At 64.4% G+C, this 25459-nt stretch carries 24 protein-coding genes; 7 read left to right on the forward strand and 17 right to left on the reverse strand.

The genetic code is table 11. From position 1 onward, the window contains the following. Positions 1–28 precede the first annotated feature (28 nt). Both AKG11_RS02235 and AKG11_RS02240 read right to left on the reverse strand, forming a co-directional pair. A complete protein-coding gene (locus AKG11_RS02235; protein ID WP_023514924.1) occupies positions 29–838 on the reverse strand; it encodes an ABC transporter substrate-binding protein in 810 nt (269 codons plus the stop codon). A 178-nt stretch (positions 839–1016) separates the two neighbouring features. Continuing rightward, on the reverse strand, positions 1017–2534 hold the full coding sequence (locus tag AKG11_RS02240) for an aldehyde dehydrogenase (NADP(+)) (protein ID WP_050742780.1): 1518 nt from the start codon (positions 2532–2534) through the stop codon (positions 1017–1019). A gap of 149 nt (positions 2535–2683) precedes the next feature. On the opposite strand from AKG11_RS02240, the gene AKG11_RS02245 reads away from it, so the two are divergent. Then, positions 2684–3721 carry an Ldh family oxidoreductase gene (locus AKG11_RS02245; protein ID WP_023514926.1) on the forward strand — a complete coding sequence of 346 codons (1038 nt, stop codon included), beginning with the start codon at positions 2684–2686 and terminating at the stop codon, positions 3719–3721. Positions 3722–3762: 41 nt separating this feature from the next. Here the strand turns inward: AKG11_RS02245 and AKG11_RS02250 are convergent, their stop codons facing one another. The 5 genes from AKG11_RS02250 to epmA form a co-directional block, all read right to left on the reverse strand. Then, positions 3763–4395 (reverse strand): LysE family translocator, encoded by a 633-nt coding sequence (locus tag AKG11_RS02250; RefSeq protein ID WP_050742781.1) that lies wholly within the window; start codon positions 4393–4395, stop codon positions 3763–3765. 129 nt (positions 4396–4524) lie between these two features. Beyond that, positions 4525–5487 (reverse strand): dihydrodipicolinate synthase family protein, encoded by a 963-nt coding sequence (locus AKG11_RS02255; protein ID WP_050742782.1) that lies wholly within the window; start codon positions 5485–5487, stop codon positions 4525–4527. 122 nt (positions 5488–5609) lie between these two features. After that, complete coding sequence (locus AKG11_RS02260; protein WP_023514929.1) at positions 5610–6314, reverse strand: GntR family transcriptional regulator; 705 nt, start codon at positions 6312–6314, stop codon at positions 5610–5612. Between the two features lie 224 nt (positions 6315–6538). Beyond that, positions 6539–7600 carry a lysine-2,3-aminomutase-like protein gene (locus AKG11_RS02265; protein ID WP_050742783.1) on the reverse strand — a complete coding sequence of 354 codons (1062 nt, stop codon included), beginning with the start codon at positions 7598–7600 and terminating at the stop codon, positions 6539–6541. Continuing rightward, the gene (gene epmA, locus AKG11_RS02270; protein ID WP_050742784.1) at positions 7597–8652 is read right to left on the reverse strand and encodes an EF-P lysine aminoacylase EpmA; all 1056 of its coding nucleotides are present in this window, start codon (positions 8650–8652) and stop codon (positions 7597–7599) included. The genes AKG11_RS02265 and epmA overlap by 4 nt, the downstream gene beginning before the upstream one ends. Positions 8653–8813: 161 nt before the next feature. Between epmA and efp the strand changes: the two genes are divergently transcribed. Both efp and AKG11_RS02280 read left to right on the forward strand, forming a co-directional pair. Continuing rightward, a complete protein-coding gene (efp, locus tag AKG11_RS02275; protein WP_024270973.1) occupies positions 8814–9383 on the forward strand; it encodes an elongation factor P in 570 nt (189 codons plus the stop codon). 232 nt (positions 9384–9615) lie between these two features. After that, entirely contained in the window at positions 9616–10608 is a 993-nt protein-coding gene (locus tag AKG11_RS02280) for an adenosine kinase (RefSeq protein WP_023514640.1), read from the forward strand. Here AKG11_RS02280 and AKG11_RS02285 read toward each other — a convergent pair. Beyond that, on the reverse strand, positions 10601–11140 hold the full coding sequence (locus AKG11_RS02285) for an SH3 domain-containing protein (RefSeq protein ID WP_023514639.1): 540 nt from the start codon (positions 11138–11140) through the stop codon (positions 10601–10603). The two genes, AKG11_RS02280 and AKG11_RS02285, sit on opposite strands and share 8 nt — an antisense overlap. A 180-nt stretch (positions 11141–11320) precedes the next feature. On the opposite strand from AKG11_RS02285, the gene AKG11_RS02290 reads away from it, so the two are divergent. Continuing rightward, complete coding sequence (locus AKG11_RS02290; RefSeq protein WP_050742785.1) at positions 11321–12325, forward strand: 2-hydroxyacid dehydrogenase; 1005 nt, start codon at positions 11321–11323, stop codon at positions 12323–12325. Here the strand turns inward: AKG11_RS02290 and AKG11_RS02295 are convergent, their stop codons facing one another. The 3 genes from AKG11_RS02295 to recF are packed head-to-tail and all read right to left on the reverse strand — an operon-like array spanning position 12326 to position 14681. Further along, on the reverse strand, positions 12326–12799 hold the full coding sequence (locus AKG11_RS02295; RefSeq protein WP_023514637.1) for a GNAT family N-acetyltransferase: 474 nt from the start codon (positions 12797–12799) through the stop codon (positions 12326–12328). After that, complete coding sequence (locus tag AKG11_RS02300) at positions 12796–13560, reverse strand: molybdopterin-synthase adenylyltransferase MoeB (RefSeq protein ID WP_050742786.1); 765 nt, start codon at positions 13558–13560, stop codon at positions 12796–12798. Before AKG11_RS02300 ends, AKG11_RS02295 begins: the two co-directional genes overlap by 4 nt. Continuing rightward, positions 13557–14681 carry a DNA replication/repair protein RecF gene (recF, locus tag AKG11_RS02305; RefSeq protein ID WP_050742787.1) on the reverse strand — a complete coding sequence of 375 codons (1125 nt, stop codon included), beginning with the start codon at positions 14679–14681 and terminating at the stop codon, positions 13557–13559. The genes AKG11_RS02300 and recF overlap by 4 nt, the downstream gene beginning before the upstream one ends. Positions 14682–14953: 272 nt before the next feature. Between recF and AKG11_RS02310 the strand changes: the two genes are divergently transcribed. Next, a complete protein-coding gene (locus AKG11_RS02310) occupies positions 14954–15628 on the forward strand; it encodes an HAD-IA family hydrolase (protein WP_256364414.1) in 675 nt (224 codons plus the stop codon). 4 nt (positions 15629–15632) lie between these two features. On the opposite strand, the gene AKG11_RS02315 is transcribed toward AKG11_RS02310, so the two are convergent. Further along, the gene (locus tag AKG11_RS02315; protein WP_050742788.1) at positions 15633–16244 is read right to left on the reverse strand and encodes a TetR/AcrR family transcriptional regulator; all 612 of its coding nucleotides are present in this window, start codon (positions 16242–16244) and stop codon (positions 15633–15635) included. A gap of 99 nt (positions 16245–16343) precedes the next feature. Here AKG11_RS02315 and AKG11_RS02320 point away from each other — a divergent pair, with 99 nt between their 5' ends. Further along, a complete protein-coding gene (locus tag AKG11_RS02320) occupies positions 16344–16580 on the forward strand; it encodes a putative antibiotic biosynthesis monooxygenase (RefSeq protein ID WP_050742789.1) in 237 nt (78 codons plus the stop codon). 77 nt (positions 16581–16657) lie between these two features. On the opposite strand, the gene dnaJ is transcribed toward AKG11_RS02320, so the two are convergent. Continuing rightward, entirely contained in the window at positions 16658–17779 is a 1122-nt protein-coding gene (gene dnaJ / locus AKG11_RS02325) for a molecular chaperone DnaJ (protein ID WP_023514631.1), read from the reverse strand. A gap of 237 nt (positions 17780–18016) precedes the next feature. After that, the gene (gene dnaK / locus AKG11_RS02330) at positions 18017–19927 is read right to left on the reverse strand and encodes a molecular chaperone DnaK (RefSeq protein ID WP_050742790.1); all 1911 of its coding nucleotides are present in this window, start codon (positions 19925–19927) and stop codon (positions 18017–18019) included. A gap of 992 nt (positions 19928–20919) precedes the next feature. Here dnaK and AKG11_RS02335 point away from each other — a divergent pair. Beyond that, complete coding sequence (locus AKG11_RS02335; protein WP_156334049.1) at positions 20920–21477, forward strand: hypothetical protein; 558 nt, start codon at positions 20920–20922, stop codon at positions 21475–21477. An 11-nt stretch (positions 21478–21488) separates the two neighbouring features. Here AKG11_RS02335 and AKG11_RS02340 read toward each other — a convergent pair whose 3' ends face one another. The 3 genes from AKG11_RS02340 to AKG11_RS02350 form a co-directional block, all read right to left on the reverse strand. Next, positions 21489–23702 carry a transglycosylase domain-containing protein gene (locus AKG11_RS02340; RefSeq protein ID WP_050742792.1) on the reverse strand — a complete coding sequence of 738 codons (2214 nt, stop codon included), beginning with the start codon at positions 23700–23702 and terminating at the stop codon, positions 21489–21491. Positions 23703–23910: 208 nt separating this feature from the next. Continuing rightward, positions 23911–24351, reverse strand: coding sequence for a BA14K family protein (locus AKG11_RS02345; RefSeq protein ID WP_023517190.1), 441 nt, complete (start codon positions 24349–24351; stop codon positions 23911–23913). Positions 24352–24452: 101 nt separating this feature from the next. Then, on the reverse strand, positions 24453–25400 hold the full coding sequence (locus AKG11_RS02350) for a lysylphosphatidylglycerol synthase domain-containing protein (protein ID WP_050742793.1): 948 nt from the start codon (positions 25398–25400) through the stop codon (positions 24453–24455). Between the last annotated feature and the right edge of the window lie 59 nt (positions 25401–25459).

Genomic DNA, 25459 nt, shown 5'->3' on the forward strand with positions numbered 1-25459 from the left:
TGTCCCGCGCCGCCAGGGAAGCGGCAGATTAGCGATAAACGCCGTTCACGGACAGGTCCGGCACGTCGCCGCCGACCCACTTTTCGTAGAGTTCGTTGTAGCGGCCGGTGCGAACCTGCTGGTTGACGAAGAGGTTCAGGTAATTGATCAGGCCATATTCTTCGCGGTTGGTGAAGAGCGCGACATAGTCGATGTCATAGGGCGCCTTGCCGACGACGGAGATGCCGGCGAACTTGCCGCTCTTGACGTTGGACTGGGCGACCGTCGAGGTGGAGACCGTGGCGTCGATCTGGCCCTGGCTCAGTGCCAGGAAGACGTCGGCCTGGGTCTGGTACGGGCGGAATTCACCGGCGCCCCATTCCTTGACCGACTTTTCGAGCGCGATGGCCTCGAACGTGCCGGCGGTAGCGCCGACCGTTTTGCCCTTCATGTCCTCGAAGGACTTGACGCCCGACTTGTCATTGGCCGTGACGGCCATTTCGAAGGCGAAGTAGGGGATCGACATGCCGACAGTCTTGGCGCGCTCCAGCGTGTCGGAGGTCGAGGCGACGCCGACGTCGACGCGGCCGGACATCAGGGCCGGGATGCGCTCCGGGAAGGGCGTTTCAACGATCTCGGCGGTGACACCGAGGGCCTTGGCCAGATCGTTGCAATAGTCGACGTCGAAACCGATCGGGTTGTTGCTCTCGTCGCGCGCGCCCATCGGCGGGAAGTCGAGAACGACGGCGCAGCGCAGCGTGCCGGACGAGATGATGTCGTCCAGCTTGTCGGCCTTGGCCGGGCTGGTCAGAGCGGTGGCGGCCACGAGGCCGAAGGCGAGGACCGAGGTCTTCTTCATAACTCTCTCCCTGGGTTGGTCTGTCGATTCACGCGGCGGAGGTCCGTCCTGCGCCAGAACTGTAAACCGCCACTAAAATACAACTAATATACAAAAAGTATATACCCGGAAGGAGAAAATATGCGGGCCGGGCTTCCCTCACGGAAAACCCGGCCCACAGGACGCATACGCTATTGAATCAGTTGATAAAATCTTCCGGCAGAAGACCTTCCGGCATGTTCTGGTAGGAGACCGGGCGCAGGAATCGGCGGATTGCCATCGTGCCGACGCTGGTGGCGCCGAAATTCGTGGAGGCCGGATACGGGCCGCCATGCACCATGGAATCCACCACCTCGACGCCCGTCGGGAAGCCGTTGACGAGCACGCGACCAGCCTTGCGCTCGAGCGCCGGGCGCAGGCGCTTTGCGTCAGCAAGATCGCCGTCATCCATGTGGATGGTCGCCGTCAGCTGGCCTTCGAAATTGCGGGCGAGCTTTTCCATCTCGTCGACCGAAGAGACGCGCACGACGAGGCCGAGCGGACCGAAGACTTCTTCCGACAGAGCATGGTCGGCAAGGAACTGTTCGCCCGAGATCTCGAAGAGGTTCGGCAGCACCGTGCGGCCGGTGGATGCGGTCGTCAACAGCGGCTTGACGGTGTTGCGGCTTTCAAAGCGCGCCTGACCGTCCTGATAGGCCTTGGCGATGCCGTCGGTCAGCATGGTCTGCGGAGCGACCTTGCCGAGGGCCTCCACGGCGGCTGCCGTGAAGCGATCGGCATCTGCGCCGTCCTGGACGATGGCAATGCCCGGATTGGTGCAAAACTGGCCGGCGCCCATGGTGAGCGAGCCCGCCCAGCCCTGGCCGAGGCCTTCCGCCCGGGCCTTCATAGCCTCCGGGAGCAGGAACATCGGGTTGACCGAGCCGAGTTCACCGAAGAACGGGATCGGCTCCGGGCGCGCGGCGCACAGGTTAAAGAGGGCGCGGCCGCCGGCGAGCGAGCCGGTGAAGCCGACAGCCTTGATCAGCGGATGCTGCACCAACGCCTCGCCGACCTGGCGGTTTCCGCCCTGGATGAGCGAGAAGACGCCCGGATGCACACCGGTCTTGCGGACGGCGGCCTCGATCGCCTCGGCGATGATCTCGCCCGTACCCGGATGGGCGGAATGCCCCTTGACGACGACGGGGCAGCCGGCAGCCAGCGCGGCGGCCGTGTCGCCGCCGGCCGTGGAGAAGGCGAGCGGGAAGTTGGAGGCACCGAAGACGGCAACCGGGCCGATCGGCCGCTGGATCAGGCGGATCTCCGGGCGCGGCGCCGGCTGGCGATCGGGAAGAGCCGCATCGAAGCGGCGGTCGAGATAGTCGCCCTTCTCGATATGGTCGGCGAAGAGGCGGAGCTGGCCGGTGGTGCGGCCGCGCTCGCCCTGAAGGCGGGCGACCGGCAGGCCGGTTTCCTGCGTGCCGATCTCGGTGATGGCCTCTGCACGCGTCTCGATCTCGTCGGCGATGGCGCGCAGGAACGCGGCCCGCTCGGCGCGGGAGGAATAGCCGTAGCTGAGGAAGGCCTCTTCCGCGGCTTCCGCGGCCTTGTTCACCAGCTCCACCGTGCCGACGGCGAAATCATGCGCCGGGCCATGGGCGGGCGAGGAGGTGAAGGCGCCGTTTCCGTCAAGCCATTGCCCGGCGACGAGATGTTTACCGTTGGGGGTGAAAGCCATTAGACGTACCTTTCTCACGGGAAGAGGGATTCGCCCCCGACATAGACTCTTGCGGGGTGAATTGCACTTGTCGAAATCTTGTATACTCTATGTATGCAAATGATCAATCGCCAACCTGACCCGGTCGGCAAAAGTGGAAGAGACCAGAGATGACGCAGACCTCCACCCTGACGATTGCCGCCCTTCACGAACGGGTAGAAGCGATCTTCCGCAAGGCCGGCCTCAACGCCGTGCAGGCCGGCGCGCTTGCCCGCGTCATCGTCGCCGGGGAGCGGGATGCCTGCAAGTCGCACGGCATCTACCGGATCGAGGGTGCACTGCGCACCGTCAAGGCCGGCAAGGTGAAGCCGGACGCCGTGCCGGTGCTGGACGCCAACGAGGGCTCGGCGATCGTCAAGGTCAATGCCAGCGGCGGCTTCGCCAACCCGGCCTTCGAACTCGGCGTGCCGGTACTTGCCGAGCGCGCCCGCAAGCTCGGGATTGCCGCGCTCGTCATCAACGACTGCACGCATTTCTCCGCCCTCTGGCCGGAGGTCGAGGCTGTCACCAATGAAGGGCTTGCCGGCCTCGTCATGTGCCCGAGCTATGCCACCGTCGCGCCTACCGGCGGCAACAAGCCGCTGCTCGGCACCAATCCCTTCGCCTTCGGCTGGCCGCGCAAGGGCGATGCGCCCTATGTCTTCGACTTCGCCACCTCGGTCGCCGCCCGCGGCGAGATCGAGCTGCACCGCCGCGCCGGCAAACAGCTGCCCGAAGGTTGGGCGATCGACGCAGACGGCAACCCGACCACCGATCCGGAAGCCGCGCTCGCCGGCGCCATGCTGCCCTTCGGCGGCCACAAGGGGTCGGCCATCGGCACGATGATCGAACTGCTCGCCGGCATCATGATTGGCGACCTCACGAGCCCTGAGGTTCTCGACTATCTCGGCACCACGACGCTTGCTCCCTTCCACGGCGAGCTGATCATCGCCATGTCGCCGGAAGCCTTCTCCGCCGGTCGCCCTGGCGATCCCTTCGCCCGCGCCGAAGTGCTGTTCGAGGCCATCGTCGGCCAGGGTGCCCGCCTGCCCTCGCAGCGCCGCTTCGTGGCGCGCAGGACGTCCGAAACGGACGGCGTCACGCTCACGGCTGCCGAACTGGAACAGCTCGACCGCCTGCTGGAAAAGGGCCTCGACGCCATCGCATAAGGGGTTCAGCCCCGCCGCCGCGGCAAGACATTGCCGCGGCTTCAGCCCTTCTGCAGGGCGAGATGGGCACCGAGGCCGATGAGGATCGTCCCGCCTGCCCGGCGCACCAGCGCCTGCACCCCGCTCGACCGCTTCAGCCGCGCCAGGATGACATCAGCCAGGAGCACGGTGACGATATCGGCGAAGGTGAAGATGAGGTTCACCATCGTTCCGAGAATGGCAAGCTGTACCCAGACCGGCAGGCTGGCGCCGCTGTCGACGAACTGCGGCAGGAAGGCGAGGAAGAAGATCGCCGTCTTGGGATTGAGCACCTCGACGGTGATGCTCTGGATAAACGCCCGCCGCCCGCCCTTCGGCACCACGGTGACATCACCCTCTTCCCGCATATCCGTCGATCGGAAAAGCGAAATGCCGAGCCAGACGAGATAGGCGGCTCCCAGCAGCTTGACGACGGTATAGGCGACCGGCACCGCATGGAACAGGGCGGAAAGCCCGGCCGCGGCGGCGATGATATGGGCATAGGATCCCAGATGGATGCCGAGCACCGCCATCAGGCCCGCCGCGCGACCGCCCGCCATGGTCCGGGCGGCGGCATAGAGCATGGCGGGGCCGGGAATGAAGGCGAAGATCGCCGTGGTCACGGCAAAGGCAAGCAGCACGTCCAGGGAAGGCATTTCCGGTTCCTCGCGATCGATTTTCGCGACTGTCGCAAAAGCGGACCACGACGGCAATGCAAAACGAAACGCCGCCCGCAGCGTGGGCTGCAGGCGGCGTGAAATGCCCGTAGAGGGGTGATCGGAGGCTTACGCCTTGTAGGTCTGCACGGCGCCCGGCAGCTTGCTCCATTCGGCATAACAGGTATCGAACAGCTTCAGCTGGCTTTCGACATAGCCGCGCTGGCTGTCGGAAAGCGCGTCGGTCTCGTAGAAGTGCAGCGTGTATTCCTTGTCGCCCTTCAGCACCATCATGTGCTTGAAGTAGAGAACGAGGTCCGGGCCTTCGTCGAAGGAGGAGAGCACGGCAAGCGCCGATTCCAGCTCCAGCGCGCGGGCGCGGGCATCCGGGTCGCCCTTGGCGGCAGCCTGGGCGAGGTTGCACATGTGGATGACTTCCTTCGGCAGCACGCAGCCGATGCCGGTGATCGCGCCGACGGCGCCGCAATCGACGAAGCCGGTGAAGACACAGGTATCGACGCCGATCATCAGCGAGACGTCATCGTCGCGGCTGGTGATGTTCTCGGCCGCATAGCGCATGTCGGCCGCACCGCCGAATTCCTTGAAGCCGACGAGGTTCTTGTGGTCTTCGCGCAGCGCGAAGAACAGGTCGGCGCGGGTGGCGAAGCCGTAGTAGGGGCTGTTGTAGATGACGGCCGGCAGATCCGGCGCAGCGGAGAGGATCGCCTTGAAGTGGTTCTTCTGGGCAGCGACGACGGAGCCGCGGGAGAGGACGCGCGGGATGACCATAAGACCCTGTGCACCGACCTTCTGGGCATGGGCGGCATGGGCAACGGCCGAGGCGGTGTTGACGGCGCCGGTGCCGACGATGACCGGGATGCCCGCCTTGACGAGGCGCTCGACGCCCTCCATGCGCTGCGCGTCGGTCAGCAGCGGCCAGTCACCCATCGAGCCGCAATAGACGACAGCCGACATGCCCTTTTCGATGAGTTCCTTGCCCTTGCGCACCAGCTGGTCGAAATCCGGCGTGCGGTCGTCCTTGCAGGGGGTCATCAGGGCGGGAATGACACCGGAAAAAATCTTGGCCTTCATGTCGGTCTCCTTTGGCGGTTCATCGGATGGTCGGCCGGCACGATGCACTGGGCCTCCCCTCTCTCTGAGGATGGGTATAGCATCTTGTATTTTATTTGTCGACAAGAAAAATACAGCGCCTGTCAGAGCGCAATGTCGAGCCTGTCGTTGCGGCTGAACAGCTTCTGCACCTGGGCGACGATCGCCTCGGCATGGGCCTTGCCGAGCCGGTCCGCCTCCTCGATGTCACGGGCCTCGATGGCGGCAATGATCGCGGCATGCTCATCCACGAAGCGCTGGGGAAACTGCTCGTCGTAGGACTGGTAGTAGAGCTGCAGGATGCGCCGTCCCTCGTCGAGCAGCCGGCGGAACAGGCTGGTGAAATAGGGGTTGCGCCCGGCCTCGGCGATCGCGGCGTGGAAGGCCGCGTTGGTGGCGATCATCGTCAGGGCGTCGCGCGCCTTGAGCGCCGCCGCATAGTCCTCGTGAAACCCTCTGATGATGGCGAGGTCCTCGGGGCGGTGCGCCTGCGCCGCAAGCCGCGTCGTCACCCGGTACATCAGCACCAGCGCGTCGAAGAAGGTGTGCAGGTTGAGGAAGTCGATGTTCGAGACCATGGTCGAGCGGTTCGGTAGAGTCTCGATCAGCCCCTCGCCGGCAAGCCGGACCAGCGCCTCGCGGATGGGCGTGCGCGACATCTTGAACCGCTCGGCAAGCTGCACCTCGTCGATCGGGCTGCCGGGGGCAAGCTTCAGGTCGAGGATCTCATCGCGCAAGAGGTCATAGACCATCTTCACACCGGAGCCTCGTTTGCGTTCGGGCAAGGAACTGGAATCGGTATCGGTCATCGAAAATCCTCTTGTCGACAAAAGAAATACAATTGTCCGGCAACGCTATCAATCGTTTAAAGTGGGCATTTTGACGAAAGTGTCGTCAAGTCTCCGAAGCGCGGGATTCCCCGAAATCCTGCGGCTCCCCCGCACAAAGACGAAAAAACGCGTGCGAAAGCCCGCCGGCGAGACGCCGGCAGCCGCTCTTTTGTCCTGAAGGGTGCCGTCACCTCGCGCTGACGCTATGCCTCGTCCCGCCGCGTCGGATAGGGATGCGTTTGCCCGCGAAAATCACGAAGACGGAAACAGCCATCGTCCGCCTCTTCGACCGCTGCCGAATCCGCACGCACCTTGCCGTGCCCGCCGGGGATGTCGAGGATATAGTCCGGCTGGCAGAGACCCGAGACATGGCCGCGCAGGCTCTCGACCAGCGCCCTGCCCTCGGCGAGCGTCAGGCGGAAATGCGCCGTGCCCGGTGCAAGGTCGGGATGATGCAGGTAATAGGGCTTGATCCGGTTCTCGACGAAAGCGCGCATCAGATCGGCCAGCACCGCCGCATCGTCGTTGACGCCTTTCAGCAGCACCGTCTGGCTGATCATCACCATACCGGCATCGACGATGCGGGCGATGGCGGCACGGGCCTCGGCGGTGAATTCGCGCGGATGGTTGGCGTGCAGCGCCACATAGGTCGTCTTGCCGGAGGCCTTCAGCGCCGCGATCAGCGCGGCATCCACCCGCGCAGGATCGACGACGGGCACGCGGCTGTGGAACCGCACGATCTTCACATGGGGGATGGCGGCAAGCCGTTCCATCATGGCCTGCAGCCGGCGCGGCGAGAGCACGAGCGGATCGCCGCCCGTCAGGATCACCTCCCAGATCGCCGGCCGCGCCGCGATATAGGCGATCGCCGCATCGAGTGCCTGGGCGGACAGGGTGCCGAGCCCTTCGGGCCCGACCATCTCGCGGCGGAAACAGAAGCGGCAATAGACCGGGCAGACATGCACGGCCTTCAGCAGGACACGATCGGGATAACGATGCACGATGCCCTCGACCGGGCTGTGCGCGAGATCGCCGATCGGATCGGCGCGCTCCTCCGGCAAAGTCTCGAGCTCGGCGGGGTCGGGCACGAACTGGCGGGCGATCGGATCGTCGCGGTCCGCAGGATCGATCAGCGCGACGAGCGGCGGCGTGACGGCGACGGCATAACGCGCGGCAACGGCCGTCGCGCCCGCCCGTCCCGCCTCAGGAACGAGACCGGCCTCGACGAGTTCGGCCACCGTCGTCAGGCTGCGTGCCGCCGTCATGGCGCCGTCTCCGCGACCGGCGCCCAGATCACCTGGTCGATGCGCGCGGCGCCCGTCGCCAGCATGACCAGCCGGTCGAAGCCGAGCGCGATGCCGCTCGCCTCCGGCATATGGGCGAGTGCGGCAAGGAAATCCTCGTCGAGCGGATAGGTCTCGCCGTAGACGCGGACCTTTTCCGCCATTTCCAGCTCGAAGCGTCGGCGCTGCTCGTCCGCATCGGTCAGTTCGCCGAAGGCATTGGCCAATTCCACGCCGCAGGCATAGAGCTCGAACCGCTCGGCGACCCGCCGGTCCCGCGCCGCCGGGCGGGCAAGCGCCGCTTCCGCGGTCGGATATTCGCACAGAATGGTGGCGCGGCCGAAACCGAGCTGCGGCTCGACCTTTTCAATCAGAATACGGCTGAAGAGATCGGCCCAGGTGTCGTCTTCCGCCACGCGCAGCCCGGCCGCCCGCATGGCGGCGGCAAGGCGCGCGCGGTCCGTCGCGCCATCAGGGTCGATCGAAGCGAGAAGGTCGATGCCGGCATGGCGCCGGAAGGCATCCGCCACTGTCAGCCGCTCCGGCGGCAGGGCCGGATCGCAGGTCGCACCGCGATAGGTGAGCATCGATGCGCCCGTCACTCCGGCGGCCAACACGAGGATTTCGGCGCAATCCTCCATCAGCACCTCATAGGCCTCGCCCGCCCGATACCATTCCAGCATGGTGAATTCCGGGTGATGCAGCGGCCCGCGTTCCCGGTTGCGGTAGACATGGGCGAAGCAGGCGATGCGCTGTTCGCCCGCCGCCAGCAGCTTCTTGCAGGCGAATTCCGGCGAGGTGTGCAGGTAAAGCGGCGTCCTTGCACCGGAATGGCCGATCGCGGCGGTCTCGAAGGCGTGCAGATGCGCCTCGTTGCCCGGAGAGACCTGCAGCGTCGCCGTATCCACCTCGGTGAAGTCGCGCGCCGTGAACCAGCCGCGCAACGCCGCCTGGATGCGGTTTCGCGCCAGAAGGAACGGCCGGCGATCGGCATGGACATCGGGCGCCCACCAGGGCGAGGGCTTCAGGCTCATGACGTTCCTGTGGCAGGTTTCTTCGCGCTTGCCGGCGGACAGACTGGTCTTTTGCCGGAATATAGGATAGTTGCGGCCCCGAAAACACATTTTCGGCACTCGGGGAAGGCGTCTCACGGCGGTCCTGTACGCCGCGATCCATCCAGTTACAAGGAAGACTTATGGTAAAGATCATCGCCTCTTCCGTCCGCAAGGGCAATGTCCTCGAGGTCGAAGGCAAGCTCTATGTCGTGCTGACGGCGCAGAACTTCCACCCGGGCAAGGGCACGCCGGTCACCCAGGTCGACATGCGCCGCATCTCCGACGGCGTGAAGGTTTCCGAACGCTACCGCACGACCGAACAGGTCGAGCGTGCCTTCGTGGAAGACCGCGAGCACAACTTCCTCTATGAGGATGGCGACGGCTACCATTTCATGAATCCGGAAAGCTACGACCAGCTGACCATGTCCCACGAGGACATCGGCGACCTCAAGGCCTATCTCCAGGAAGGCATGACGGTCATCCTGTCGGTACATGAAGGCGTTGCCATCGCCATCGACCTGCCGCGCCACGTCACGCTCGAGATCACCGAGACGGAACCGGTCGTAAAGGGCCAGACGGCCTCGTCGTCCTACAAGCCGGCAATCCTGTCGAACGGCATTCGCACGCTGGTGCCGCCGCACATCACCGCCGGCACGCGGGTCGTCATCGCGACGGAAGACGGTTCCTACGTGGAACGCGCCAAGGACTGATCCTTTTAAGGGCGCACAATGCCTTTCCTTCGATCCACACCGATCGAAAGGCTTATGCGCCGCACCATAAGAAGCTGCCCGCCGGAGACGGCGCGGCGGCTTTTTTTCTTCCAACTTGCGGAAAATCCGTTAAGACCAACCCCCGGCTCTTACCACTTGTTTTGGCGCATGCCGTCGTCGCAAAACCGCTGAGCACTTTTGCGCGGCATGCTTAGGGAGACGGGAACCCCGCATGACCAAATTCGACGTGCTGACGGTCGGCAATGCCATCGTCGACATCATCGCGCGCTGCGATGAGAACTTCATCACGGACAACGGCATCATCAAGGGCGCGATGAACCTCATCGACGCCGAACGGGCGGAACTGCTCTATTCCCGCATGGGTCCCGCACTCGAAGCCTCCGGCGGCAGCGCCGGCAACACCGCCTCTGGCGTTGCCAGCTTCGGTGGCAGGGCCGCCTATTTCGGCAAGGTGGCGAACGACCAGCTCGGCGAGATCTTCATCCACGATATCCGCGCCCAGGGCGTGCATTTCGAGACGAAGCCGCTGGCCGGCCCGCCGCCGACCGCCCGCTCGATGATCTTCGTCACACCCGACGGCGAGCGCTCGATGAACACCTATCTCGGCGCCTGCGTGGAGCTCGGCCCCGAGGATGTGGAGGAAAGCGTCGTCGCCGAGGCCAAGGTCACCTATTTCGAAGGGTATCTCTGGGATCCGCCGCGCGCCAAGGATGCGATCCGCGATTGCGCCCGCATCGCCCATGCGAGCGGCCGTGAAATGTCGATGACGCTGTCGGACAGTTTCTGCGTGCACCGCTACCGCGGCGAATTCCTCGACCTCATGCGCTCCGGCACGATCGACATCGTCTTCGCCAACAAGGCGGAAGCCCTGGCGCTCTATGAAACCGAGGATTTCGAGGAGGCACTGACACGCATCGCCGCGGATTGCCGGCTGGCGGCAGTGACGATGAGCGAGGAAGGCTCTGTCATCCTGTCGAAGGGCGAGCGCATCAATGTGGACGCGATCAGCATCCCCAGCGTCGTCGATACGACGGGCGCGGGCGACCTCTATGCTGCCGGCTTCCTCTATGGCTATACGGCCGGACGGTCGCTGGCCGATTGCGGCCGGCTCGGCAGCCTCGCCGCCGGCCTCGTCATCCAGCAGGTCGGCCCCCGCCCGCTGCTGTCGCTGGCGGAGGAGGCCAGGAAGGTCGGCCTTATTTGAAGGCCTCGCCGGGATAGGCACCCCAGATTTCGTTCTGCGAGACCCAGCCGGCCGTGCCATCCGCCTCCGCGCGGCACCAGTCGCCATTGCATTCGCCGACCTTGACGACGACGCCGGGCTGGATCTTCGCAATGACCGACGAGTTCGACATGGCGTCGCGGCGCATGTTGACGAAGATGCCCTCGCCCTTGCCGCGCATCCACGGCGCGGTCACGGCCGTGCGCTCGCCTGACAGGAGCGCCTGGTTGACCCAGCCCTCGGTGCCATCCGCATCGCGGATACGGCGCCAGTTGTCATACTCCTGGATGATTTCGACCGGCACACCGGACTTGAGGTAGCGCCAGGCGACGGCATAGTCGACGCTGGGGCCGACGCGCAGGTTGACGCTTTTCGCCTTGAGGCTGACGAAGCGGGGCAGCGGCAGGCCGCTCGGCCCCTTGGCCGCCTGGGCATGGGCGTACTGGACGCCGGCAACGGAAACGAGGATGCCCGCAAGGGCGGCAAGGCTGAGACGCAGGACAAGGTTACGCATGGACGATCCGCACAAACTGGAGAGGGCATGATACTGCCGGACCGGCGCAAAGTGGCAAATCGCGGGAACGCCAAAGACGGCGGATTGTCTTCGCGACCGGGTCTGGTAGAAAATGCCCCTGATGAAGCAATCCTTGCCCAACTTGGTTAAGGACCCGTCAACAGGACGCCGGAACAGCCCATGACCCAGAAGAAAAAACCGAAGGTCTACATCACCCGCCGCCTGCCCGAGGTCGTGGAGACCCGGATGCGCGAGCTGTTCGACGCGGAACTCAACATCGACGACACGCCGCGCAGCCAGCCCGAACTCGTCGCCGCCGTCAAATCGGCCGACGTTCTGGTGCCGACGCTGACGGACCGGATCGACGCCGCGCTCATCGAGCAGGCCGGCCCCCAGCTCAAACTGATCGCCTGTTTCTCCAACGGTGTCGACAATGTCGACGTGGAGGCGGCGGCCCGGCGCGGCATCACCGTTACCAACACGCCGAACGTTCTCACCGAGGACACCGCCGACATGACGATGGCGCTGATCCTCGCCGCCCCGCGCCGGCTGGCGGAAGGTGCACGCATCCTGACGGACCGCAAGGGCGAATGGGCTGGCTGGTCGCCGACCTGGATGCTCGGCCGACGCATCTGGGGCAAGCGCCTCGGCATTGTCGGCATGGGCCGCATCGGCACCGCCGTCGCCCGCCGCGCCAAGGCCTTCGGCCTCTCCATCCACTACCACAACCGCCACCGCGTGCGCCCGGACACGGAGGACGCGCTGGAAGCGACCTATTGGGACAGCCTCGATCAGATGCTGGCGCGCGTCGACATCGTTTCGGTCAACTGCCCCTCGACGCCGGCGACCTATCACCTGCTGTCGGCCCGAAGGCTCGAGCTGATGCAACCGACGAGCTACATCGTCAACACGGCGCGCGGTGGCATCATCGACGAGACGGCGCTGATCAAGTGCCTGCGCGACGGCAAGATCGCCGGCGCCGGCCTCGACGTCTTCGAGAACGAGCCGTCGGTCAACCCGAAGCTGCTGAAGCTCGCCGCCGAGGGCAAGGTCGTGCTGCTGCCACACATGAGTTCGGCAACGCTCGAAGGCCGCGTCGACATGGGCGAGAAGGTCGTCATCAACATCCGCACCTTCTTCGACGGCCATCGGCCGCCGGACCGTGTGCTGCCGAGCCGGGTGTGATCAGACCAGCGTCTTGCGCATTTCGATCGAGGTGGGGCGCGCGAAGCCAGGATGAGATTTCTCGGCTGTCCTGACGAAGCCCCACCGGGCAAAAAGGGCATGGTTGGCGGCCAGTTCGACCCGCGTTTCGAGCCGGAGCGTCGCCAGGCCCTTTTTCCGCGCCAGCGCCTCGGCGTGCTCCAGGAGAGACCGCCCCACGCCGCGTCCCTGAAAGGACGGCAGGACAGCGAGCTTGCCGATATAGAGGCTTTCTTCCTCCGGCTTCAGGAACATGCAGCCGAGCAGCATTTCCCCCTCCACGGCGAGAAGCCCGATTTCCTCCCGCGCCTTCTTGGCAAGTGCGTCGGGTGTCAGCCGATGGGCGGAGGATGGCGGGTCTATGAGACCGTCCATGAAGGCGAAAGCCGAGAGGATCAGCGATAACAGCGCGTCCCAGCCGTCGAAATCCGGTCCAATCGAGCGGACTTCCGTCATTGCCCGCCCTTGCGACGCTTGTATTTCAACGTCTCGAAGCGCGCAGCCAACCCGTCATAGAGCAACAACCGCCCGACCAGCGGATCACCGGCGTCCGTGACGAGCTTGATCACCTCCATCGCCATCAACGTGCCGACGACACCCGTCAGCGCACCGACGATACCGGCTTCGGCGCAGGCCGGCACGACACCCGGCGGAGGGGCCGTGGGGAAGAGATCGCGGTAGCCGGGATTGAGCATGCCGTCCGGCCCGGCCTCGTAGGGCTTGAGCACGGTGACCGAGCCGTCGAAGCGGCCGACAGCGCCGGTGACGAGCGGAATGCGCGCAATCTCCGCGGCATCGGCGGAGGCATAACGCGTGTCGAAATTGTCGGAACCGTCGACGAGGAGGTCGTAGCCGGCGAGGAGACGTGCGGCCGTGTCGGCCGTCAGCCGCTCGGCGATGCCGGTGAAGGTCACGTGCGGGTTGAGACGGGCAACGGCGGCTTCGGCGCTCGCGATCTTCGGCGTGCCGAGCCCGGCGGTGTCGTGGATCACCTGGCGCTGGAGATTGGAGAGGGAGACGCTGTCATCGTCCAGCACGCCGATATGGCCGATGCCGGCAGCGGCAAGGTACTGGATGACCGGCGCGCCGAGACCGCCGGCGCCGACGATCAGCACATTCGCCTGCTTCAGCTTCTGCTGCCCCGCACCGCCGATCTCTGCGAGCACGATATGCCGCCGGTAGCGGTCGATCTCTTCGGGACTGAGCGGATCGGTCATGGCACGATGCCTCCATGCGAGACGGTGAGGAACTGCGCGCGATCGCCGAGCGCATCGAACATCGACCGGTCGGTACCGGTCATGAAGGCCTGTCCTCCGAGTGCATCGACCCGGTCGAACAGCGCGGCCCGGCGGCCCTCGTCGAGATGGGCGGCGATCTCGTCGAGCAGCAGCACCGGTGCATGGCCGGTCATGCCGCCGACAAGGCCGGCATGGGCGAGGATGAGGCCGACGAGCAGCGCCTTCTGCTCGCCCGTCGAGCAGCGTTCGGCCTCCATGTCCTTTTCGCGGTGGCGGATCAGGAGATCGCCGCGGTGCGGGCCGTCCAGCGTGCGGCCGGCGGCGGCGTCCCTATAGCGGCCATCCTGCAGCATGCCGAGATAGATGTCCTCGATCTCATAGGCCGGGCGCTGCCATTCTCCGTCAAGGAAGCCGGAGAGACGCATGCTCGCCGACGGGAACGGTCCATCGTCGCGCGCCGCCTCCACGAGGCCGGAGATGAGGCCGACGAGTTCGTGGCGGGCATGCGCCATGGCGATGCCGAGCCCGGCCATCTGCTTTTCCAGCGCCGTCAGCCAGGCAGGATCCGGCCGCGGTTCGGAGAGCAGCCGGTTGCGACCGCGCATCGCCTTCTCGAAATCCGCTGCCCGGCGGCCGTGTTCGGGATCGAGCGACAGCACCAGCCGGTCGAGGAAGCGACGACGATCGGCGGAAGGACCGGTGAAAAGGCCGTCCATGGACGGTGTCAGCCAGACGACACGCAGGTGGTCCAGCAGTTCATCGACGGTGCGGGCAGGCGTGCCGTTCAGTCGGAGTTTTCGCGCCTGGCCCTCGTCGCCCCCCTCCGTGCCGGTGCCGATATCGACCTCGCCCATCATGCCGTCGAGCGTGGCGAAGATCGTGAAGCCGCCGCTGGCGCTGGCGCGCACGACATCGCCATAGGGCGCGCGGCGCAGGCCCCGGCCCGGCGAAAGCAGGGATACGGCTTCCATCAGATTGGTCTTGCCCGCGCCGTTCTGTCCTGTCAGCACGACGTGCCGCCCGTCGAGCGGCAGCGACAGGCCCGCATAGTTGCGGAAATCCGTGAGCTTGAGGCGGGAAAGGGAAACCTTGTGCGGCATGGGGTGAGAGCTAGAGCATTTTGCCGCCAAGGGGAATCACCCTGCGGCGCATAAATCGGGCAACAACAGAAAGATGGGCAGGCGCCTGGCGCCACGCAAGCCGCAACGGCGAGAACAGCGAGCGGAACCCGTGCCAGGGACAGCGCTCCACCGGACAGGGCCGTGCGGAAAATCCAGCAGTTCAAGCCGGTTGCCTGCATGGCCGGGAGCAGGTAAGCCAGGACATCCCGCCGCGCTTCGCATCCTCCCCTCCCAGCCCGCAGGTCCTTGCCTTGTCCTCTTCCCTTCCCGTCTTCGACCGTTCGTTTTCCGCCTTCCTCTTCGACATGGACGGCACGATCATCAACTCCATTCCGGCCACCGAACGCGTCTGGACACGCTGGGCGCTGAAGCACGGGCTGGACGTCGCCACCTTCCTGCCGACCATGCATGGCGTGCGCGGCATCGATACGATCACCCGGCTCGGTCTGCCGGGCGTCGATCCCATTGCCGAGGCCAAGGAGGTCGAACGCGAGGAGATGGAGGATATCGAGGGCGTGCTGCCGATCCCGGGCGCGATCGCCTTCCTCTCCGCCCTCCCAGCCGGCCGCTGGGGCATCGTCACCTCGGCGCCGGTGGCACTCGCCCATCGCCGCCTCGCCGCCGCGGGCATCCCCCTGCCGACAGTCATCGTGACGGCCGACGACGTGACCCGCGGCAAGCCGGCACCGGACGGCTACCGGCTCGGCGCCGAGCGTCTCGGCTTCGATCCGGCCGATTGCCTGGTCTTCGAGGACGTGCCGGCGGGCATTCTGGCCGGCGAGGGCGCCGGCGCCCATGTCTTGGTGATGACGGCGACGCACCATCATCCGATCGAGACCGGCCATCCGACGCTGCAGAGCTACGAGGGCGTCACGACGAAGATCGACACCGATGGCCGGCTGACGCTGCTGCGGGCGGAAGGCTAGGCCATCAGCCGGCCGGCTTCATGGCGATGCCGGCCAGCACCGTCTCGATCACGGCGTCGATTTCCGCCTCGGAGACATCGAGCCGTTCGGTCAGAAGCCGACCCCAGGCGAAGCTCGACAGAAGTTCGGTGACGAGCTCGGGGCTGGCGTCCGGGCGCACCTCGCCGCGCGCCTGCGCCATCTCGATGATCCGGCTGCTCTGGCGGCGGCGATCGCGCATATAGGCCGAAAGGGCGGCGAGCGCATCGGGCTCGCCCTGTGCCTTTGCCACGACGCAGCGGAACACCTCGCCGCCCGTGCCCTCGCGCCATGTCGTCAGCAGGCCAGAAAGATGGGCCCGCAGGTCGTCGCGAACGTTGCCTGTGTCCGGGAAGGTGAAGTTCGCCCGCTTGCGACGATGATAGACATCCAGCAGAAGCGCAGCCTGCGAAGGCCACCAGCGATAGATCGTCGGCTTGCCGGCGCGTGCGCGCCGCGCCACGGCCTCGATGGAGAAGCCGGAGAGCCCGTTTTCCACGAGTACCGCCTCCGCCGCAGCCAGGATCGCCTCCTCGCTTGCCGGATTGCGCGTGGCACCGATTGAACGGCGGGCGGGTCTGGTCTCTGCCTCTGACATCCGATCTTCCATTTTTGCCGTTTCTAGCATGGGCGACACTTGAACGGAACGTTTCGTTTCTATATAAACGAAACGTTCCGTTTTATAAAGGTTGCTCCCATGACCGACGATTCTCCGGCCCTCCGGCTGTCCAAACCGCACCTGGTGCTCGCCCTGCTGTTGCCCGTCTACCCGCTGATCACCATCCTGCTCTACATCGTGCTGCCCCTCACCGAGGGCTGGACGATCTGGCAGCGCACCGCCGTGATCACGCCGATCATGGTGTTCGCCATGGTCTTCGTCGTCTCACCCTTCGTGCAGAAGCGCTTTGCCGCCTTCATCCTGCGCGCCGCATGAAAAAAGCCGGGGCGTTTCCGCCCCGGCTTCCATTGTCCATCAAACGCCGACCGAAGCAGCGCGCGAGAACGCGGCGATCAGCCCTCGAAAAACTCCTTCATCCGCGCGAAAAAGCCCGCGGATTCCGGGTTGTTGTCCTTCGAGGAAATCTCCTCGAACTCCTTCAGCAGCTCGCGCTGGCGCTTGGTCAGCTTTTGCGGCGTCTCGATCTGGATCTGGATGTAGAGATCGCCGACCTGCGTGGAACGCAGCACCGGCATGCCCTTGCCCTTGAGGCGGAACTGGCGGCCGGCCTGGGTGCCCTCGGGCACCGAGACGCGCGACTTGGTGCCGTCGAGCGTCGCCACGTCGAAGGTGCCGCCGAGCGCTGCCGTCGTCATCGAGATCGGCACGGTGCAGTAAAGGTCCGCCCCGTCGCGCTGGTAGAACTCGTGCGGCTTGACCGACAGGAAAATATAAAGATCGCCCGCCGGCCCGCCGCGCACGCCTGCTTCACCCTCGCCCGAGAGCCGGATGCGCGTGCCGTCCTCGATGCCGGCCGGAATGTTGACGGAGAGCGAACGCTCTTCCGTGACGCGGCCATGGCCGTGGCACTTGGTGCAGGGATCGCTGATCGTCTGGCCGCGGCCGTGGCAGGTCGGGCAGGTGCGTTCGATCGAGAAGAAGCCCTGCGCGGCGCGCACACGGCCGGAGCCCTGGCAGGTGGCACAGGTCTTCGGGCTGGTGCCGGGTTTTGCGCCCGTACCGGTACAGACGTCGCAGGTGATCGACGTCGGCACACGGATCTGCGCCGTCTTGCCGGCATAGGCCTCTTCCAGCGAGATCTCCATGTTGTAGCGAAGATCGCCGCCGCGTTCACGCCCACTGGCAGAGCGCCGCTGGCGCCCGCCGCCCATCATCTCGCCAAAGATGTCCTCGAAGATGTCCGAGAAGCCACCGCCCTGGAAGCCGCCGCCACCGCCCATGCCGCCCTGCTCGAAGGCCGCGTGGCCATAGCGATCATAGGCCGCCCGCTTCTGCGGGTCCTTCAGCGTCTCATAGGCTTCGTTGACGTTCTTGAACGTCTGTTCGGCGGAGGCATCACCCGGATTCTTGTCGGGGTGGTACTTCATCGCCATCTTGCGGAAGGCGCTCTTCAGCTCCTTCTCGTCGGCGGTCTTGGAGACACCCAGCGTCTCGTAAAAATCAGCTTTTGCCATTCGGGTTCACGTCCGTTTCGTGGGAACGGTCTTCTTGTTATGGACCTGGAAGCTTGCCTTAGCCTGCGTTTGCAAAGCACGCACGCAAAGAGGCGGAAGCCGGTGCGAAGAAAAGACCATGACATCGTCACCGCTTGCAACGGGAGTGATCATCTTGGCCTTGTTCCCTTCGCGCTGACTTCCGCCTTCTTGCTATCCGTTGCACCGGCCGCCTGGGCGGCCGGCTTTTCAGGAGAATTAGGCCGACTTCTTACGGTCGTCCTCGTCCTTGACTTCCTCGTAGTCGGCATCGACGACATTGTCGCCGGCCTCACCCGAGGATGCATTCTCTTCAGCCTGCTGAGCCTCGTAGATCGCCTGACCGAGCTTCATGGAGACTTCCATGAGCGTGTTGGTCTTCGCCTTGATGTCGTCCGCGTCGGGCTCGGAGGCTTCGACGGCGGTCTTCAGCGAGGCGATCGCGTCCTCGATGGCCTTGCGATCGGCTTCCGTGACCTTGTCGCCATATTCCTTGAGGGACTTTTCCGACGAATGGATCAGGCTTTCGGCCTGGTTCTTCGCCTCGACGCCCTCACGGCGCTTCTTGTCGGCCTCGGCATTGGCTTCGGCGTCCTTGACCATCTTCTCGATGTCGGCGTCGGAGAGGCCACCGGAGGCCTGGATGCGGATCTGGTGCTCCTTGCCGGTGCCCTTGTCCTTGGCCGAAACCTGCACGATGCCGTTTGCGTCGATGTCGAAGGTGACTTCGATCTGCGGCATACCGCGGGGTGCCGGGGGAATGCCGACGAGGTCGAACTGGCCGAGCAGCTTGTTGTCCGCAGCCATTTCACGCTCGCCCTGCGAGACGCGAATGGTCACGGCCGACTGGTTGTCCTCGGCGGTCGAGAAGGTCTGCGACTTCTTCGTCGGGATCGTCGTGTTGCGGTCGATCAGACGGGTGAAGACGCCGCCCAGCGTTTCGATGCCCAGCGAGAGCGGGGTCACGTCGAGGAGCAGGACGTCCTTGACGTCGCCCTGCAGAACGCCGGCCTGGATGGCGGCGCCCATGGCGACCACTTCATCCGGGTTGACACCCTTGTGCGGCTCCTTGCCGAACAGCTGCTTGACGACTTCCTGCACCTTCGGCATGCGGCTCATGCCGCCGACGAGAACGACTTCGTCGATCTCGGCCGCCGTGACGCCGGCATCCTTGAGGGCTGCCTTGCACGGTGCGACGGTGCGCTGGACGAGATCGTCGACCAGGCTTTCGAACTTGGCACGCGACAGCTTCATCGTCAGGTGCTTCGGACCGGAGGCGTCCGCCGTGATGAACGGCAGGTTGATTTCGGTCTGCTGCGAGGACGAGAGCTCGATCTTTGCCTTTTCGGCAGCTTCCTTGAGGCGCTGCAGAGCGAGCTTGTCGTTCTTCAGGTCGATGCCCTGGTCCTTCTTGAACTCGGCTGCGAGATATTCGACGAGACGCATGTCGAAGTCTTCACCACCGAGGAAGGTGTCGCCGTTGGTCGACTTCACTTCGAAGACGCCGTCGCCGATTTCCAGGACCGAGATGTCGAACGTGCCGCCGCCAAGGTCGTAGACGGCGATGGTCTTGCCGTCCTTCTTGTCGAGGCCGTAGGCGAGCGCGGCTGCGGTCGGCTCGTTGATGATGCGCAGCACTTCAAGACCCGCGATCCTGCCGGCGTCCTTGGTCGCCTGGCGCTGCGCGTCGTTGAAGTAGGCGGGAACCGTGATGACGGCCTGGGTGATGGTCTCGCCGAGATAGGATTCGGCGGTTTCCTTCATCTTCTGAAGGATCATTGCGGAGATCTGCGAAGGGGAATAGCCCTTGCCGCGGGCATCGACCCAGGCATCGCCGTTGTCGCCCTTGACGATCTTGTAGGGAACGAGACCCTTGTCCTTCTCGACGAGCTTGTCGTCGTAGCGGCGGCCGATGAGGCGCTTGACGGCGAACAGGGTGTTTTCCGGGTTGGTGACCGCCTGGCGCTTGGCCGGCTGGCCGGTCAGCCGCTCACCGTCTTCGGTGAAGGCAACCATGGAAGGCGTCGTGCGCGCGCCTTCGGCATTCTCAATGACCTTCGCGTCCTTGCCATCCATGACGGCGACGCAGGAATTGGTCGTCCCGAGGTCGATACCGATTACTTTAGCCATGTCATTCTCTCCTTGAAGCGAACTGCCGGAACCCATTCAGGCGTTCTTTTGGCAGCCCCTAATGGTATGGTCTTCTCGAAAGCACGGGCCTCAGCCCTGCCTTGCGGCGTATATAAGGAGCCCTCCAGACGACTGCAAGACATTGCCGGGCCGCAAAGCTCGCAAAATCAGCGCGTCCGATGGGCTTGGTGTATCTTCGTCGCAACCCGCAATCAACCACAATCCTCTCAGGTGTTTCAAGCAACGGATCGCGGTTTTTGGCGGCTACTGGAGAGATAGTATCTCCCGGCCCGGAAATGTAGAGCCTCCGGTACAAACGGAGATGCCGAAGAGAGAATGGCCGAAGGAAATATATAATATTTCCCTTCACTTGAACGCATCGTGAAATTTTTCCCGGGGTCAATTCATCCCCGTCGCCGCCACCTCGCCCACACTTGTTCGACTGAACCGCGAGCGGATTGTGTGGCAAATGATCTCGACGGACCCGACCGAACCAGCCTTTTTACAATCGAGCTACCGACATGCGGCGATATTAGTCGAAATCCGCGCGCTGGCTCTATCCCTCCAATTGAAGGCCGGCTTTCGCGCCGACCAGCCGCGCGTCCCCGCAGGCAATCCCGACGGCGGGCAATGGGTCGACGAGGGTTCCGGCAACCGGCCGATCCTCGTCAGCCGCCGCGGACCTCGCAGCGGAGGGCAAGTCCGTATCCTCGGCAGGTGGCAGGCTGTCACGCCTGCGCAGGAGGCGCGGCTGGCGATCAGTACAAGTCGCATGCAAGAGGCGCTACGCGCCGTTCATAGGCGTGAACCGAACTGGAAACCAACCCCGCAAATCTACGAGACGGTTGAGGGGTTAGAAGCGACAACGCAGGAAGCGATGCTCCGCGCGCTCCAGGCGAAGCTACCACAAACTGGGCTTGGCCCCTATGCAAAAGAGTGGGTTGTTGCACCAGAAACAAATAGACGATTTAACCGGACGGAGCAGTCCGAGATTGATCGCATCGGTCGAACCTATGGATGCCATTGGTGTGGTAGAAAGACTTCGGGAACACCTCGCGGCCATTTTATCGGTGACCATCAGGTACCAAAATCAGTTGGCAAGCCAAGCAGGATTTATCCACACTGTTGGTGGTGCAGCAATTCACAGGGCGGACTTTTATCGAAGAGGAGATTTTGACACTATGGCCGTTCAACATCTATCGATCGCCCCGGAATATGTAAGCTTCTACGTCGCAGGCCGTCAGAATGTAGACATTCCAGTTCATATGGACAGGCAGGGAATCTTTGTTTCTAATGACTGTGTCAACATTCCAGCCTATTATTGGAGCGATGGAGACACTCATGTGACCCTCGGACCCTACTCCGAGGTTGCGGAGGCAAGAGAGCCGGATTCTGACTCCATTCTGAACACCCCCAACCAACAGCTCATTCTGTTCGACGCGAACGAGCCTCAATACGCCATTGCGCAGACGCCATCCATGAAAACGCGTATCCGGGTCTGGATAGATCATCCGGTCGAGCCGTCAAACGTCACCATCGCCTTTGGATGAACGGGCGGCCGTCAGCCGCCCAGAAGCACGTCGAGGAGGGTTGTCCGGCGCGTGCCGGTCTGTCCCTGCTGGCCGACGTCGGCGGGCGGCGTAAAGCCGTCGTCGAGCGGAACGGCACCGGTCTGTTCGTTCGCCACCGCCTGCCCGTCGCGGGCGGGTTCGTTGCCGAGCGTGCGGGAGATGATGTCGAAGAGCTGGTCGCCTTCCGGCGCCGGCTCGGTTCCGTCTACGACAGGCTCTCCGCCGCCGGCGGTTCCGAACAGCGGCGAGGGCGACAGGCCCTCATGGGCGGCGGTCATGAACTGGCTCCAGGCCTTTGCCGGAAGCCCGCCACCCGTCACCTTCTTCATCGACTTGCCGTCGTCATTGCCGAACCAGACGCCGGTCGTGAGGTTGCTCGTGTAGCCGACGAAGAGCGCGTCGCGGAAGGATTGCGTCGTGCCGGATTTGCCGGCGGCCGACCAGCCGGGAATGCGGGCGTTCTTGCCGGTGCCCTCGGTGATGACGCGCATCATCATGCCGTTCATCATCGAGACGATATTCTGCTCCAGCACGCGCGGCGGGTTGTCGTAGGTGTTTTCGTAGAGCACCTTGCCGTCGGCCGTCGAAATGCGGCGGATGATGTGCGGCGTCGCCTTGTAGCCGCCGTTCATGAAGGGCGCATAGGCGGCGGTCAGCTCCACCAGCGTCACCTCCGAGGTGCCGAGCGCGATCGAGGCGTTCGATTGCAGCTCCGATTCGATGCCGAGCCTTCGGGCGAGTTTGATCACCTCGTCCGGGCCGACTTCCATGACCAATTGGGCCGCAATCGTGTTCAGCGACTGGGCGAGCGCGGAGGAAAGCGTCACCTCGCCACGGTATTTCTGGTCGTAGTTTTCCGGCGTCCATTTGCCGATCCTGACCGGCGCGTCGTTGCGCACGGAGAGCGGCGAGCGGCCGGCCTCAAGGGCGGCAGCATAGACGAAGGGCTTGAAGGCCGAGCCCGGCTGGCGCTTGGCCTTGGAGGCACGGTCGAACTGGCTTTCGGCATAATCGCGCCCGCCGACGAGCGCGCGGATGGCGCCCGTGCCGTCGATCGAGACGAGCGCGGCCTGCGAGGCGTTCGATTTTTCGCCGTCCTTGTCGAGGAGCGCGGTGATCGCCTCGTCGGCCTTCTTTTCGAGATCGAGGTCGATCGTCGTGTCGATGACGAGGTCTTCCTTGATGTCGCCGATCATGCCCGGCAGCTGGGCCATGACCATGTCGGCGGCATAGTGCTGCGCGCCGGACCAGTAGCTCTTCGCCCGGGCCGGCGTCTGGGACATCGCCGTCGTGATTTCGGTGTCGGTGACGAACCCTTCCTCGCGCATCGCGCCGAGGACGACCTGGGCGCGGGCTTCGGCGGCTTCCGGATCGCGCGCCGGCGAAAGGCGGGACGGCGCTTTCAGGAGGCCGGCCAGAAGCGCGGCCTCGCCGAGATTCACGTCGCGCGCCGACTTGTTGAAATAGCGCCGCGATGCAGCCTCGACCCCATAGGAATTCGAGCCGAAGAACACACGGTTGAGATACATCGCAAGGATCTGGTCCTTGGAATACCTGTGCTCCAGCCAGAAGGCGAGCAGCACTTCCTGCACTTTTCGCTCCAGCGTGCGCTCCGGCGAGAGGAACATGTTTTTCGCAAGCTGCTGGGTCAGCGTCGAGCCGCCCTGCACCATGCGGCCGGTCGTGATGTTGGTGATCATCGCACGGGCGAGGCCGAGCGGATCGACGCCGAAATGCGAATAGAAGCGCCGGTCCTCGATGGCGATGACCGCCTGCGGGATATAGGGCGACATGTTTTCGAGCGACAGCGCCTCGCCGCCGGTGAGGCCGCGGTTGGCGATGGCATCGCCGCTGACGGCGAGGATCTTGATGTTCGGCGGCCGGTCGGGGATCGACCAGCTCGTGGCGCTCGGCATGCGCGCACCGTAATAGAGCACGAGACCGCCGACGCCGATGGCGCCCCAGATGCCGAGCACGACGCACCAGTAGAAGAGCCGCCGGAACAGGCCGAAGAAACCGCCACCGGACGACTGGCGGCGCCGGCCGGAACCGCGCCGCGGTCGCTCGGCCTTCGCCGGCTTGCCGCGTCCCTTGCGCCCGCCCGCCACGCGATCCCCTGCGTCGACGTGGAAATCGTCGTCGTGGCGGCCTCCCGATCCCTGAAAGGACGGTTCGATGCGCTGGGATTTGCGGTTGGCTGCCATAAGCGGTTGGATACACCCTTAAAAATATCGCCGTCCGGTGGACCTTAAATGCGGCGATTTAAGGGGTCGTTAAGAAGCGGTGAACGCGCGGGCGACAGTTTGAGGGGGATTTGAGAGAAAGATCGGGCGGCCGATCGGCCGCCCGGAAAAATGCGCCGGTTTGCCGCGCCGTTTCCGGCGCGGAACCACTCAGACGGCCGCGCCTTGCTCAATAATAGGGCGAATAGCACTGGCGGCGGCCGCCATAGTTGGGCTGGAACGTGTTGTCATAGTCGCGATACGAGCGATAGCGCGCATAGCACCATTCGGTGTGACGCGGGTTGATGCCCTCGTAGCGCGGCTGCGAATAGCCGTCATTGGCGATCGCACCGCCGATAATGGCGCCGGCGCCGAAGGCTGCCAGCGGATACCACCAGCCGTCCGAGTGGCGGCGATAGCCGCGGCGTTCATAGCGATAGCCGCGATGGCCGCCATACCAGCCGCGACGCTCGTGGCGTTCACGACGCCACTGCACGTCCTGCACATCGCTCGCCTGAGAAGCGCCGACCTTCGGCATCGGCATGGCGAAGGCCGGTGCGGATACGAATGTCGTGGCGAACATGGCGACGGCCATGGCAGCGGCAATGCCGCCCTTGATCGTTGTCTTCATGTCGGTCTCCCTTGGATAGTCACTGTTTTACAGTGATCAAGACGGATGACAGCATGAAACAATTCGACTGAATGCAAGATGAACCAAACTTCTCCATCGCCTCAATCCTCGCCGTTGCTCAGCCGGCTGAGAAACCGCTGCCGTTCGAAGATGAGAATGACCACCAACGCCATGATGAAGGGGATGATTAGGTAGAACAGCCGGAAGACGGCAAGCGCCGCCAGCACCGCCGCCGGATCCATATCCGGCAGGCCGGCGATGAAGACGAGCTCCAGGACGCCGATGCCGCCCGGCGCATGCGACAGCAGCGCGACCGAGAAGGAGGCGAGGAAGATGCCGAGCACAACGAAGAAGCCCGGATTGCCCGCCTCCGGCAGCACGAAGTAGATGATCGCCGCCGCGCCGATGAGTTCGATCGGCGCGATGAAGAGCTGGCGGAAGACCAGCGAGGGTTTTGGATATTCCAGCTTCAGCCAGCGGGTATCGATCGGCCGGAAGCCGACGAGACTGCCGACCACGTAGAGCGCGACCAGCGCAAGAATGAAGATCCCCGTCGAAAACGCCGCCTCGATCGGCAGAAGATGGGAGAAGCGCTCGACGATTTCCGGTTCCAGCACCAGCACCAGGCCGAACAGCATGACCGTGCCGAGCGCGAAGGTGAAGGAGCAGAAGGCGACGAGAACGCCCACCTCCGATCCGGTCAACCCCTTCGACGTATAGGCGCGATAGCGCACCAGCGCGCCTGAAAACACCGAAGCGCCGATATTGTGCGACAGCGCATAGGTGGTGAAGGAGGTGATGGTGATGAACCACAGCGAGATGCGGTGACCAAGGTGTTCGAGCGCCAGATGGTCATAGGCGGCAAGCGCCGCATAGGCGAGCAGGGTCGCGCCGCAGGCGAGCAGCCAGCCGGAGACCGGAATGGCATGGAGGCTCGCCATGAACTCGTCGAGCGACAGGCCCCGCAGGTCCTTGTAGAGGATGTAGATCGACAGGATGATCGCGGCTGTGCTGACGAGCGGCCAGAAGAACTTTTTCAGCCGCTTCATCCTGCCTCCCCCTCTGCTCCCGGCGCGCCATAGCCTGAGCAGCGAGGGTTTCTCGCAAT

The organism is Shinella sp. SUS2 (genome assembly GCF_001262505.1).
Taxonomy (GTDB): Bacteria; Pseudomonadota; Alphaproteobacteria; order Rhizobiales; family Rhizobiaceae; genus Shinella.